This window comes from Streptomyces sp. 35G-GA-8 (genome assembly GCF_023534745.1).
Lineage (GTDB): Bacteria > Actinomycetota > Actinomycetes > Streptomycetales > Streptomycetaceae > Streptomyces.
The window spans coordinates 545,285-557,938 of sequence record NZ_JAMHJQ010000001.1; the positions used below are offsets into that span (position 1 = coordinate 545,285).

The 12,654-nt window shown below is 68.4% G+C and carries 12 protein-coding genes; 9 read left to right on the forward strand and 3 right to left on the reverse strand.

The window, feature by feature from the left end; translation table 11 throughout:
• The first annotated feature begins 165 nt into the window (after positions 1 to 165).
• The gene (locus M1203_RS02360) at positions 166 to 468 is read left to right on the forward strand and encodes a hypothetical protein (RefSeq protein WP_249947752.1); all 303 of its coding nucleotides are present in this window, start codon (positions 166 to 168) and stop codon (positions 466 to 468) included.
• 17 nt (positions 469 to 485) lie between these two features.
• Here M1203_RS02360 and M1203_RS02365 read toward each other — a convergent pair whose 3' ends face one another.
• Both M1203_RS02365 and M1203_RS02370 read right to left on the reverse strand, forming a co-directional pair.
• The gene (locus M1203_RS02365; RefSeq protein WP_249947753.1) at positions 486 to 2,405 is read right to left on the reverse strand and encodes an ABC transporter ATP-binding protein; all 1,920 of its coding nucleotides are present in this window, start codon (positions 2,403 to 2,405) and stop codon (positions 486 to 488) included.
• Complete coding sequence (locus M1203_RS02370) at positions 2,402 to 4,111, reverse strand: ABC transporter transmembrane domain-containing protein (RefSeq protein WP_374401544.1); 1,710 nt, start codon at positions 4,109 to 4,111, stop codon at positions 2,402 to 2,404. Before M1203_RS02370 ends, M1203_RS02365 begins: the two co-directional genes overlap by 4 nt.
• Positions 4,112 to 4,710: 599 nt before the next feature.
• Here M1203_RS02370 and M1203_RS02375 point away from each other — a divergent pair.
• The 7 genes from M1203_RS02375 (at position 4,711) to M1203_RS02405 (ending at position 10,776) form a co-directional block, all read left to right on the forward strand.
• Positions 4,711 to 5,859 (forward strand): sensor histidine kinase KdpD, encoded by a 1,149-nt coding sequence (locus M1203_RS02375; RefSeq protein ID WP_249947920.1) that lies wholly within the window; start codon positions 4,711 to 4,713, stop codon positions 5,857 to 5,859.
• The gene (locus M1203_RS02380; protein ID WP_249947755.1) at positions 5,856 to 6,266 is read left to right on the forward strand and encodes a roadblock/LC7 domain-containing protein; all 411 of its coding nucleotides are present in this window, start codon (positions 5,856 to 5,858) and stop codon (positions 6,264 to 6,266) included. Before M1203_RS02375 ends, M1203_RS02380 begins: the two co-directional genes overlap by 4 nt.
• Positions 6,263 to 6,643, forward strand: coding sequence for a DUF742 domain-containing protein (locus tag M1203_RS02385; RefSeq protein ID WP_249947756.1), 381 nt, complete (start codon positions 6,263 to 6,265; stop codon positions 6,641 to 6,643). Before M1203_RS02380 ends, M1203_RS02385 begins: the two co-directional genes overlap by 4 nt.
• The gene (locus M1203_RS02390) at positions 6,618 to 7,208 is read left to right on the forward strand and encodes an ATP/GTP-binding protein (protein ID WP_249947757.1); all 591 of its coding nucleotides are present in this window, start codon (positions 6,618 to 6,620) and stop codon (positions 7,206 to 7,208) included. The genes M1203_RS02385 and M1203_RS02390 overlap by 26 nt, the downstream gene beginning before the upstream one ends.
• 9 nt (positions 7,209 to 7,217) lie before the next feature.
• A complete protein-coding gene (locus tag M1203_RS02395) occupies positions 7,218 to 8,588 on the forward strand; it encodes a cytochrome P450 (RefSeq protein WP_249947758.1) in 1,371 nt (456 codons plus the stop codon).
• Between the two features lie 260 nt (positions 8,589 to 8,848).
• A complete protein-coding gene (locus tag M1203_RS02400; protein WP_249947759.1) occupies positions 8,849 to 9,943 on the forward strand; it encodes a cytochrome P450 in 1,095 nt (364 codons plus the stop codon).
• Positions 9,944 to 10,008: 65 nt separating this feature from the next.
• Positions 10,009 to 10,776 (forward strand): enoyl-CoA hydratase/isomerase family protein, encoded by a 768-nt coding sequence (locus tag M1203_RS02405; RefSeq protein ID WP_249947760.1) that lies wholly within the window; start codon positions 10,009 to 10,011, stop codon positions 10,774 to 10,776.
• Between the two features lie 63 nt (positions 10,777 to 10,839).
• Here M1203_RS02405 and M1203_RS02410 read toward each other — a convergent pair whose 3' ends face one another.
• On the reverse strand, positions 10,840 to 11,490 hold the full coding sequence (locus M1203_RS02410) for a GntR family transcriptional regulator (protein WP_249947761.1): 651 nt from the start codon (positions 11,488 to 11,490) through the stop codon (positions 10,840 to 10,842).
• Between the two features lie 116 nt (positions 11,491 to 11,606).
• Between M1203_RS02410 and M1203_RS02415 the strand changes: the two genes are divergently transcribed.
• Entirely contained in the window at positions 11,607 to 12,455 is an 849-nt protein-coding gene (locus M1203_RS02415) for a (2Fe-2S)-binding protein (protein WP_249947762.1), read from the forward strand.
• Positions 12,456 to 12,654: the final 199 nt, after the last annotated feature.

Consider the following 12,654-nt stretch of genomic DNA (forward strand, 5'->3'; position numbering starts at 1 on the left):
CGAGTGACAGAGAAACGTTTCCGCAGCGGCCGTTCGAGTGAGGCGACGCATACGCGCGTAACGAGGTGGCCAGACTGCCCCCGCTCCACCGCTCAGCGCCTCCCTCCCCCTCCCTCCCCTCCTCTCTCCCTGTCTCTCCCCTCACTCCCACCGAAAGAGGTTCCCGTGAAGAGTCTCGGAAGGACGCTGGTCACCGCCGGTGCCGCCGCCGTTCTCTGCATCGGCTTCCCGCTCAGCGCCCAAGCGGCCGAGGGGCTTTTCTTCTACACGTCGGAGTACGGCCCGATCGTCCTCGAAAACCCCGCGGACGGCCTGTGCTACAGCGTCGGAAGCGCGCGGGACCCGCAGAACTCCACCGACCGTGTCGCGATCGTCTACAGCGAGAAGCGGTGCGCGGGCCATGCCACCCGGATCAAACCCGGTGGAGAGGACTTCCTCGCCTTCGCCTCGGTGCAGTTCAGCCGCTGACCGCCGGGGTACGCGCGTTACGGACCGGACGGTGCCGCTGGGGTGTCGCCGTGCCAGGAGTGCCACAGCCCGGCGTATGCGCCGCCCTCGCTCACCAGCGCCTCGTGGGTGCCCAGCTCCGTCAGCAGTCCGCCGTCCATCACGGCCACCCGGTCCGCGTCGCGCGCCGTGTGCAGCCGGTGCGCGATGGCGATGACCGTCCGGCCTTCGAGTACGGCGGCCAGTGCCCGTTCCGCGTGGCGCGCGGTCGTCGGGTCCAGGAGTGCGGTCGCCTCATCGAGGATGACCGTATGCGGATCGGCCAGCACGACCCTGGCCAGGGCGAGTTGCTGCGACCGCGCGCCATCGATCGCGATCTCGCCGGGCGCACCACCGGAGCCGGAACCGGAGCCGGAGGCACCCTCGGAAGCGGCGCCGGAGGAGCCCGCCGGGACGCCGAGCACACCCGCGCCCAGTTCCGTGTCCAGGCCGTCCGGGAGGTCGTCGACCCAGTCCGCCCCGACGGCGTGGAGCGCCGCCCGTATCCGCTCGTCCGTGGCCGTGGGCGCGGCGATCAGCAGGTTGTCCCGGACACTGTCGATGAAGACATGGTGTTCCTGGGTCACCAGCACCACGTGGCGGCGCAGTTCGACGGGGTCGAGTGCGGCGACAGGCACGCCGCCGACCGTCACCGAACCGGTACGGGGCCGGTCGATGCCCGCGAGCAGCCGTCCCAGGGTGGACTTGCCCGCGCCGGAGCGGCCGACGATGGCGAGGCGTTCGCCGGGCCGTACGGTCAGATCGACTCCGTGCAGGACATCGCGCCCGCCGTCGTACGCGAACCGCACGCCGGTGACCTCGATCAGGTCGCCGTCCGGGGCGGGCCGGGCCGGTGTCCGTGTCCGCGAGGTGCCCGGGTCCGCGTCAGTGCGGGCGTCGGAGTCCGTGTCCGTGTCGGCGCCTGCCAGGCCCTCGATCCTGGCGAAGGAGGCGCCGCTGCTCTGGAGTTGCTCCACCCACTGGAGGATCGTGTCGAGTGGCTGCGCCAACTGCCGCAGATACAGGGCGCAGGCGACCACCGTACCGAGACTCACCAGGCCGTCGCCGGTCAGCGCGTAGCCGACCAGCAGGATCGCCACGACGGGGACGACGTATCCGATCTCCACGGCCGGAAAGAGCACGCTGCGCAGGAACAGCGTCCGGTTGCGCGTCCGCAGGCACTCCTCGATCGCCGCCTCGGAGGCGGCGACGCGGCGCTCCTGGAGTCCGAACGCCTCGACGGTACGGGCGGCCGAAGCGGTGGACGAAAGGACCTCCGCCAGCACGGAGTTGGCCTCGCCCTCCGCCAGATAGTCGGTGCCCGCGTGGCGCAGATACCAGCGGGTGACGACCCGGATACCGAGCAGTCCCAGCAGACCGCAGGCGCCGAGCAGCGGGTCGAGGACGAAGACCGCGCCCAGGATGAACAGGGCCTGTACCCCCGCGATGAACACATCGGGTCCGGCGTCGCGCAGGGAGGTGCCGACGGCGGTGACATCGGTGGTGCCGCGGGTGGTCAGATCGCCCGTACCGGCGCGTTCGACGGTCGAGGCGGGCAGCGCCAGCGCCCGGCCGACAAGCCGCTCGCGGATACGGGCGGAGGTGCGCTCCCCGAAGCGGTGGCCGATGAGGCGTGCGTACCGCGCGAGCAGGAGCTGTGCCAGCGCGCACCCGAGGATGACGAGCGCGTACCGGTCGACGGCGGACACCCCGCCGCCGGCCCGTACGGTGTTGATGATCCGGCCGAGCAGCCAGGGGCCGACGAGCCCGACGGCCGCCGCCAGCGCGTTGAGGGTGATCGCGGCGGCAAAGGCGCGTCCGTCCCGGCGGATCAGCTCGATCGCCGCGCGCCGGACGTGGGACGGCTCGGCGACGGGCAGATGGTGGGCGGGGGTGGCGGATGTCCGGCCGGTGCTCATCGGGCGGCCCCTTCTGCCAGACCGCGCGAGACGAGGGCGCGGTAGCCGGCCTGCTCGCGGATCAGCTCGTGGTGGCTGCCGGTGGCGGCCACCCGCCCGTCGACCAGGTAGTGCACCGTGTCGGCGCGCTCCAGCACGAGCGGCGAGGTGGTGGTGACGAGGGTGGTGCGGCCGGCCCTGGCGGTACGCAGCCGGGAGGCGAGGGCGGCCTCGGTGTGCGCGTCGACCGCCGAGGTGGGGTCGATGGCGATCAGCACCTCGGGATCGGCGAGCAGCGCCCGGATCAGCCGGACGCGCTGCCGCTGGCCGCCGGAGAGATCGCGGCCCCCGGCGAGGACGCGCGAGTCGATGCCGTTCCTTCTGCCGTCCACGATGTCCTGCGCGGCGGCGGCGTGGACGGCCGCCGCGATGGCTTCCTCGTCGCGGTCGCGACGGCCCGAGACGGCGTCGCGCAGGGTCCCGGCGAAGAGGTCGGCCTCGTTGTCCGCGACCAGTACGCGTTCGCGGATCCGGGACAGCGCGATCGCGTCGAGACGTATGCCGTCCCAGGTCGCGTCCGAGGGGACGAACCGGCCCAGGCGGTCGGCCACTTCCGTGGCGTCCGAGGGCCGGGCGCAGACGAGCGCGGTCAGCGTCCCGGGCGCCAGGGAGACTCCGGAGGCCGGGTCGCTCAGCGGGGCGGGGCACGCGGGCGCGTCCGCCGCGGCCGGTCCCGCCTCCTCGTCGGCGAGTTCGGGTTCCAGATCGAGGAAGCGGATGACCCGGCGGGCGCTGACCAGGCCGCGGCTCAGGTCGTACCCGCCCTCGATGAAGAACGCCACGGGCACGACGAGGACCGCCACATACCCGTACACCGCCACCAACTCGCCCACGGTGATGGCCCCTTGCGCGGCCAACCGGGCGGCAAGCCAGGTGACGGCGGCCAGGAACAGCGCGGGAAGTCCCAGGCCGAGAGCGTCGATCCAGCTGGTGACGGCCCCGACCCGGTACCCCTCTTCCTTGAGCCTCGCCGAATCGCGCCGGTAGCGCCCCGCGTAGACGTCCTTGCCGCCGAGCCCGCTCAGCACGCGCAGCCCGCCGACGATGTCGACGAAGCGCGCGGTGAGGGCGCCCTGCCGTTCGCGGTATGCCGTCTCCGACCGCTGCAACCGGCCGAGCAGCGGACCGACGAGCACCGCGAGGAGCGGCACACCCAGCAGCACGACGGCGCCGAGGAGCACGGAGACGGACAACAGCAGTGCGGCCACGACGAGATACGCGACCACCGCGCCGAAGCCGGGGCCGGTGATGGTCAGCGTCCGGCTGAGCGCGCTGACATCGGCGATGCCGATCGTGACGACCTCCCCCGCCGTCACGCGGCGCGGCAGGGTGGCGCCCAGCCTGGTCGCCTGGCGGATCACGACGCGCACCGTACGGAAGGAGGCGTCCTGCCGGACCCTGGTCATGGTCCGGTGGCGTGCCATCCCGACCAGGGCGTTCGCCACCCCCACCCCGAACAGCGCCCCGACCCAGCCGAGGAACGCCGCCCGGTTCCCCGGCTCCAGGCCGTCGTCGATCGCGCGCGAGAGCAGATACGGGGGCAGGGTCAGCCCGATCATCCAGACGCTGCCCCAGGTCGCGCCGGCGGCCACCCGCCCCCGCTGGCTGGTGACGAGCCACCACAAGTACCGCGCGGCGCTGCGCCGGTCCGGAGTGCCGGGATGCATGTCTGACTCCCCCATTGAGTCCCCCATGCTTCGCACCCTACGGGGCCGTCCGGGGCACGCCGCGCGGCGCCCGGGGCCGCACGCCGCCGCGCGTACCGTTACGGCCTCCGCACGACCTCACCACCGGCTCACCACGAACACCCCGGGTTGACGTCTCCGGTACACCCTCACCGGAAGAGCAAAAGGAGCACATCGCCCGTAATCCGGGCAATAATTCCCGCTCGGAGCGCTCGTGGACGGACGAGGAAGGATCACCAACAACCCCAAAAGGGGAGGCTTGCTGAATTTCCGTCAGATGCCAGAAACAGAACAGAACGACATGGACGTCCCCCCATCGTGTGGTGATAAGATCGCCAAGCTTGCCAAGCGGTGCCAAACCCGCTAAGGCATAAAGGAAAAGTCAGCGCATCGGCCCAGAATTCCGCCACCCCCGGGGGAGAACTATGCCATCAGCCGGGCCTTCAAGGCAGTCCGGCAGGCTACCATGCGCCGACCTATCCCCTCATCAGTGACCGCGATATGTCTGTGACCGCGAGATCACTCGAACGTACCCTCCAGACATTCAGTACCTGGTGGCCCAGTCGCCCGAAGAGAGTCTTATGACGCAATACTTCCAGGATCCAGCGCTTTGGGGTCTGATCGCTGGTACTCCTGTCGCCGCGACCGCGATCATTCGCGGAAGAAAATCGATCGCCGAGCTACGGAAGGAGAAGCAGGAGCTCAAGGCCCATTACGCCACCCTTGAGGACCACTACGCGGAGGCCGTGGAAGAGGCCAAGGACAGGGCGGAAGAAGCCACCAAAACCGCGCTGAAGTCCGCCATGCGGACGCTTCAGGGTCTTGCCAGCGAACAGCAGCTGGCCATTACCAAACTTCAGGACAAGTACGGCGAACTCCAGATTCTCCAGGACCTCCTGGACATCGACCACATGAATTCGCAGTTCGCCCGGCGTGCGCAGTCCATCGCCGTGCTCTGCGACGGCTGGCTCGGCCGTCAGCGCGATCCCGCCTCACTCTACGACGTGGTGCGCAGCGCGAAGGGCCGTATTCGCCACTTCACCCGGGTCGAGATCCGGGCCCAGAGTAATTTCGCCATTGTCAGCCGGGCCGTCGAGCCGGTCGCGCTCACCCTCGCCGAACTGCTGGACAACGCGACCAGTTACTCGGCGCCGGAAACAGTGATCGAGATCAATATCCGGCCGGTGCCCAAGGGCGTCTGCATCATTGTCGATGACGCCGGTGTCGGCATGAACGAGGAAGAGAAGGCCAGGGCGGCCAAGCTCCTGTCGAGCGAACGCTCCCCCGGCGTCTCCGGTCTCGGCAATCCGCCGCAGTTCGGCTTCACCGTGATCGGTGTGCTCGCCGCTCGCTACGGCTTCACCGTGTCCGTGGATTCCACTTCCCCCTACGGCGGTGTGCGCGCCGTGGTGCTGCTCCCCGACGAGCTGCTCACCGCCATGCCAGAGCCCGCGCCCGAGCCCAAGCCCGAGCCCAAGGAGTTCCCCGCCGTGGCCGCGTCCTCCCCGATGCCGCCCGAGGAGAATCCGGTGGCTCCCCCGACCACATTCGGCGGCCTTCCCAAACGCCGGCGGAGAGGCGCGATATCCATCGTGCCGACCGCGGACAGTTCGGAAGCCCCGGCTCGCTCCAGCGAACAAGCCGCCTCCGTCATGGGCGCGTTCCAACGGGGTACGCAGTCCGGCCGTCGTACCACCAACGCAAGCAGCGAAGGGCATGAGACTCAGTGAATTACGACCTGTCATGGATGCTTGACAGTGCCCTTGAAGTGCCCGAAGCACGGCACGCGATCCTCGTCTCGGCCGATGGCCTGCTCATGGCCCGCTCGAAGGATGTCGGCAAGGATCACGCCGACACCGTCGCCGCGGCGATGAGCGGAATGCAGTCGCTGAGCCGTACGGTCGCCGAGTTCTGTGGCGGCCCGCCGAACACCCGGCCGCAGTGGCACCAGACGCTGGTGGAGTTCGACCACGGCTGGGTCTTTCTCATCTCCGCCGGCGAGGGCGCCTATCTCGCCGTTTCCGCGTCGCCCGAAGTCGACATGGCCGAGATCACCTTCCGTATGCAGCAGCTTGTCGGCCAGCTCGGCAAATCCCTGACCAGTCCCCCTCGCGAGATTGCTGATACCAAGGCATGACCACATCAGATGAGCCGGATCAGGAACCAATAGCCCCGACATTAGTGCGACCGTATGTCATCACCAACGGCCGCAGTCTGCTCGGTGACCACGAGTTTTCCTTGATCACTCTGGTCACAGCGGCCGAGGACATACCCAGGGCGGGGAATCTCGATCCTGAGAAACGCCGTCTGCTCGACCTGTGTTCGGGAGGTTATCTCTCGGTCGCCGAAATAGTGGGACACTCGCATCTTCCCGTGGGTGTCGTCAAAATCCTGCTGTCCGACCTCACGGAGGAGGGGTATCTCTTCACACGCGCCCCCATACCTGCCGCGAAACTCGTCGACCGGCAAATACTTGAGGAGGTGCTGAATGGCCTTCAAGCCCGCTTTGGATGACGGTGTCTATCTGCGCGAATCAGTGCAGACCGCTGCGAAGATCCTGGTGGTCGGGCATTTCGCCGTGGGCAAGACGACATTCATCGGGACCATGTCCGAGATCCCGCCGCTGCGCACCGAAGAACTGATGACGCAGGCCGGCGAGGGAATCGACGACCTCAAGGGCACGCCCGGCAAGACCACGACGACGGTGGCCATGGACTTCGGCCGCCTCACTCTCAGCGACAGGCTGGTCCTCTATCTCTTCGGCACACCCGGACAGCAGCGCTTCGTCCAGGTGTGGGAAGACATGTCCCGGGGCGCCCTCGGGGCATTGGTGTTGGTGGATCCCGAGCGCCTCGAAGAGTCCTTCCCCGTGATGGACCTGGTCGAACACTACGGAATTCCCTACACCATAGCGGTAAACCGATTCGACGACACATCGACCCATGAGGACGAGGAAATACGAGAGGCTCTCGACCTGCTCCCCGAGACGCCCCTCGTCAATTGTGACGCGCGGGACCAGCGGTCGTCAGCGAACGCGCTCATCGTCCTCGTCCGTTACCTCCAGTCACGCCTTCGCTAGGAGTTCGGCATGCAATCTCATTCGGAGTACCAGGCCCCGCCACCTGGCTGCCCGGCGCACAACAGCGGTATGCGGGTGCCCCTGCACGGTCCCGAATTCGCTGCCGACCCGGACGCCTTCTACGAACATATGCGGCACTACGGCCCAGCCGCGCCCGTGGAGTTGGCCCCCGGGGTGGAGGCCTCGCTCGTCACGGACTACGCGGCGGCGCTCCATGTGCTGCAGAACCCCGAGGCGTTCGCACGGGACTCGCGCCGCTGGCGCGCGCTCAACGAGGGCCGGGTGCCGCTCGACAGCCCCGTGCTGCCCATGATGATGTACCGGCCCAACCCGATGTTCACCGACGGCGCCGAGCACTTGAGGCTCCGTCAGGCCGTGACGGAGAGTCTGGCCAAGATCGACACGCACCGGGTGACCCGGCATGTCGAGCGGGTCGCCTCGTATCTCATCAGCCAGTTCAGCGGCCGGGGCAAGGCCGATCTGATCGGCGACTACGCGCAGGTGCTGCCGCTGCTGGTCTTCAACGACCTGTTCGGCTGCCCGGCCGAGATCGGTGACCGGCTGGTCTTCGGGCTCTCGGGCATCTTCGACGGCATCGACGCGGAGAAGGCGAACGAGGTCCTGACCGAGGCGCTGAGCGAACTGGTCGCGCTCAAGCGGGCCAGGCCCGGCGAGGACGTCACCTCCTGGCTGATGCAGCATCCGGTCGGGCTCACCGACGAGGAGATGATCCATCAGATCCTGCTCCTCATCGGCGCGGGCACGGAACCGCTGTCGAATCTGATAGCCAACTCGCTGCGGGTGCTGCTGTCCGACGAGAAGTACGCCGACGGACCGCACTCGGCCGGCCTGCTGGTCGAGGACGCCATCAACGACGTCCTGTGGAACAGCACCCCCATAGCCAACTACGCGGCGCACTACCCGCTGTACGACGTCGACCTCAACGGCAGCAAGCTGGACGCCGGTGATCCGGTGCTCATCAGCTTCGCCGCCGCCAACACCGACCCGAGCCTGTCCATGAGCCGTCAGACGCTCAGCAAGCGGGCGCATCTGGCCTGGGGCGCCGGTCCGCACGCCTGCCCGGCGAAGGACCCGGCACTGCTCATCTCCGTACTGGCCATCGAGAAGCTGCTCAACGGCCTGCCGGACATCGAGCTCGCGGTGCCCGCGGACACCCTGCTCTCCCGGCCGGGTCCGTTCCACCGGGCGCTCACCGCGCTTCCGGCCCGATTCACCCCGGTACGGAAAGAGAAGTCGGAATCCGTACCGTATCCGACCAGCGGCACGCGTACCGGCGGAAATGCCCCGGCTCCGGCCCATCAGGCCAAGCCGCAGAAGGGTAGCTTCTGGAGTGGATTCCTCGCCTGGTGGAAGGTGTGAGATCCGCAACAAAGCGGGGCCCTTTACCTTCGCATGAACGTTCAACCGCAGGGGTAGACAGGGTGGGCGAATCTTACGTGATCCCCTGAAAAGGAGACGCTGTGGAGCCCTCCCTGACTACTTCGTCAGTAGATCGACGTGCTGTAGTCTCGATATTTTCCCGTCTGCGTACATCCAATGGCCAGTCGAATCCACTGCCTCTCTACGCAGAGCTCCGGGCAATGGGAGATATCATCCCCGCTCCCTGGGGTGGGCATCTGGTGACCTCCTACCACCTCTGTGACCAGGTACTGAGGAACAAGACCTGGCAGGTGCCCGACAGCGAGTGGCGCGCCAGGCAGGGCGCGGCGACCCGCTGGAACGCCTCCTCCGCGCAGGAAATGGGAAAGACCCTGCCCGCACTGAATCCGCCGCACCACACCAGGGTGCGGCGTTCGGTCGGCAACACTTTCGACCGTAGATCTCTCGCGAATTCCAAGGGTTCGATCGAGAGGACCACGGAGCAATTGCTGGACCGGTTCACCGAGAAATTGCGGAGCGGCCGGGCCGATTTCAGTTCGCTGGTCAGCGACGAATTGCCCATCATTACGATCGGCGAATGGCTCGGCCTGCCGCCCTCCGATTATCACCTGCTCCGTTCGCTCACCCGTGATCAGGTGTTCTCGCAGGAATTGCTGCCGACGCCGAGTCAGCTCGCGCTGTCGGACGCCGCCACCGCCCAATTGCGCGAGTACTTCACCGCGGTGATACGCGAACGCCGCCGCGCACCGGGCGACGATCCGATCTCGGAGTGGCTGCGGACCTGGGACGATCTTGAGGACGACCAGGAGACGGTCGACGAAGCCGTGTACTTCCTCTCGTTCCTCTTCCTCCTGGCCGCGCCGGAGACGACGGCGACACTCCTCTCCCACATGGTGTGGCTCCTGCTGAAGCACCCGCGCCAACTGGCCTGGCTGCGCACGCATCCCGAGCACATACCGGGCGCCGTCGAGGAGGTGCTCCGCTACGACTCGCCGAACCATGTGATCAGCAGGGTCGCCGGCGAGGACACCACCCTGGGCGGCGCGTACATCCAGCGTGACCAGATGGTGCATCTCATGGTCGGTGTGGCCAACCACGACCCGGAGCAGCACACCGAGCCTGAGCTCTTCGACATCCGGCGCAAGGCCGCGCATCTCAGCTTCAGCGGCGGGATCCACTACTGCCTCGGCGCTCCCCTGGCCCGGCTGGAGGCGACGACTCTGCTGGCGTCGTTGCTGAGGAGGCTGCCCGATCTCCGTCTCGACGGCGATCCGGTGTGGGCGCCTCGCGTGGGCTTCCGACGGATCACGGAACTCCCGGTGACCAGAGCCTGACCTGGCATCAGGGAAAAATGAGACGTAGGGGCACAGTGAGATCCGACGCATACACAAGGAACGGCGTGGTGGAAGACTTCAAGGCGCTCCGGGTCATTCAGGAAGGGCCCGTGCTGACGGTGGAGCTGAACTCACCCGAAACCGGCAATGCCGTCTCGGGGACGCTCCTGGACGAACTGCTCTCCGTACTGAGCGCCCTTCAGGACGACCCCGGAATCCGGGTGTTGATCCTCTCCGGCGTGGGAAAGGACTTCTGTCTCGGCGGAGACCGCGCGGAATTCGCCGAATTCCTGGCCGCGGACCCCAGTGGGGCGAGCCTTCGCACCCTGGGCAAGAAGGCACGCAGGGTCTGCGACGCGCTCGCGACGGCCGATGCCGTCACCATCGCCCGGCTGCACGGCGGCGTCATAGGCGCGGGGCTCGCTCTCGCCGTGTTCTGCGATCTGAGGGCAGGGGCGGACGACTGCCGTTTCCGTATGCCCGAACTCGCCCTGGGTATGCCTCCCGCCTGGGGAGGTGCCCTGCCCCGGCTGATACAGGAGGCGGGCGCGGCCAGGGTCCGTGAGCTTCTGCTGACCGGTAACAATTTCGACGCGGCGACGGCGGCGGAGCTGTCCGTCCTGCACAAGGTCGTCCCGATGGAAGAGCTTGACAACGCTGTCCAGCGGTGGGTCAGGCCGATGGTCCGCAGGTCTCCGGCGGCGCTGCGGACGGCCAAGGCGATGCTGAACGCGTACGGGGGCGCGAGCCGTCTCGCGGACAGCACCCTTCTCGACCCGGATCTGATGACCTCCGCGCTGGCAGCGGCGGCGGCGGCCTCCCGGCATCGGTGACATCGGAGCATCGGAACACCGGTGACGTCGACACGTCGGTGACGCCGTGACGTCAGTGCGGGGTCAGCCGGCCGAGCCTGTGAAGTGCTCCCTCATCAGTGACTGCACCACCGGCAGGTCCCGCGCCGTCAACGCGTCGAGCAGCGCGGAGTGTTCGGCCGCGTCCGCGACCAGATCGGCACGGCGTACGGTCGGGGCGCTGACCAGCGGCCACTGCGAGCGACGGTGCAGATCGTCCGCCACCATGACCAGTTGCTGGTTGCCGGAGAGGGCGAGCAGCGCGCGGTGGAAGGCCCGGTCGCACTCCGCGTACGCCGCGCGGTCCCCGATCGCGGCAGCGGCACCGGTCGCCTCCGCCAACGGGACCAGTTCCGCCCACCGTTCGGCGGATACGGTACGGGCCAGCCGCAGCATCACCGGCACTTCGAGCAGGGCGCGCACCTCGGCGAGCTCGGCCAGTTCACGGGCGCTGCGCGCGATGACACGGAAGCCCCGGTTGAGCACGACCTCGACGGCGCCTTCCAGCGCGAGCTGCTGCATGGCCTCCCGTACGGGGGTGGCGGAGACGCCGAAGCGCTCGCCGAGCACGGGGGCGGAGTAGACCTCGCCGGGGGTCAGCTCACCGCTGACGAGCGCGGTGCGCAGGGCGTCGAGGATCTGTCCGCGCACGGAGTGACGGCGCACGGCGGCAGCGCGCGCTCTGCCTTGCTCCACTCCGGCCCACCTCCTTACCCGTGCACGATAGGCCGACCGGGCCGTAGTTCAAACCTCGATCACATCGGATAAGGTAAGGCTTACCTCCAAACGATCCCGATTCGGTGGTCCCCCGCATGACCCTGCCCACGCTGCTGCCCGGCTCCCTCGCCTCGCCCGTGACGGACGCGTACGCCCGTCTGGCCGAGGTGTTCCCCGCGCTGAGCATCGACCAGCTCACCGGGAGTGAGCGGCCCCCGATGGGCGGCGGCTGGGTGAGCGCGGCGGACCTGGCGGCCGGGGGCGCGGCCCTCGACACGTTCCTCGCCTGGGACGAGGCGCAGGTGCGCCGGGACTACGGGCAGGAGGCGCGCCCCGATGTGATCGCCGGCTTCGCCTTCCACCGGTACGCCTGGCCTGCCTGTCTGCTGATCACGATGCCTTGGTTCCTGCGCCGCAGGGTGCCCCGGCTGCCCGTCGAGGCCGTCTCCTTCCAGCGGGCGCTGGGCCGGATGACCGTACGGATCGACGAGTTCGCCTGTCTGCCGGACGACCCCGCCGCGACACTGCCCGGCGCCCGGGTCGTTCCGGACGAGGAAGCCCTGCGCGCGGAGGTGCGGGCGGCCGTCGCGGACCATCTCGCGCCGGTCCTCGACGGTTTCGCCCCCCGGTTGCGGCGCGGCCGGCGGGCGCTGTGGGGGATGGCGACCGACGAGATCGTCGAGGGCCTGTGGTACATCGCCCATCTGCTGGGCGAGGAGCGGTACGCGATGGCGGAGCTTGAGCGGCTGATGCCGGGCACGACCGCGCCGTACGTCGGAGCGGCGGGTTTCCGCGAGCTGACCGGTCCTGACGGTGAATCTTTGCCGACCCGTGACCGGGCCAGTTGCTGCCTTTTCTACACGCTGCGTCCCGAGGACACCTGCGTGACCTGCCCGCGTACCTGCGACAACGAGCGGGTCCGGAAGCTCGCCGCGAGCGTCTGACCCCGCGTCACCCTCGCTCCCACGCCACCCGCAGGGGTGATATTAATCGAACATGACAGCCACCTGCCGAACGGCGGTGTCAGCCGTTCGTGCCTCTTCACGTGCTGCACCGCCTCGTTGGTGTTCTCTTGTCCCAAAACCCCCTGAGCGTCACCGCACTTCCGCCAAAATGGCGACCCAAACGCCCTACTGCGATGCA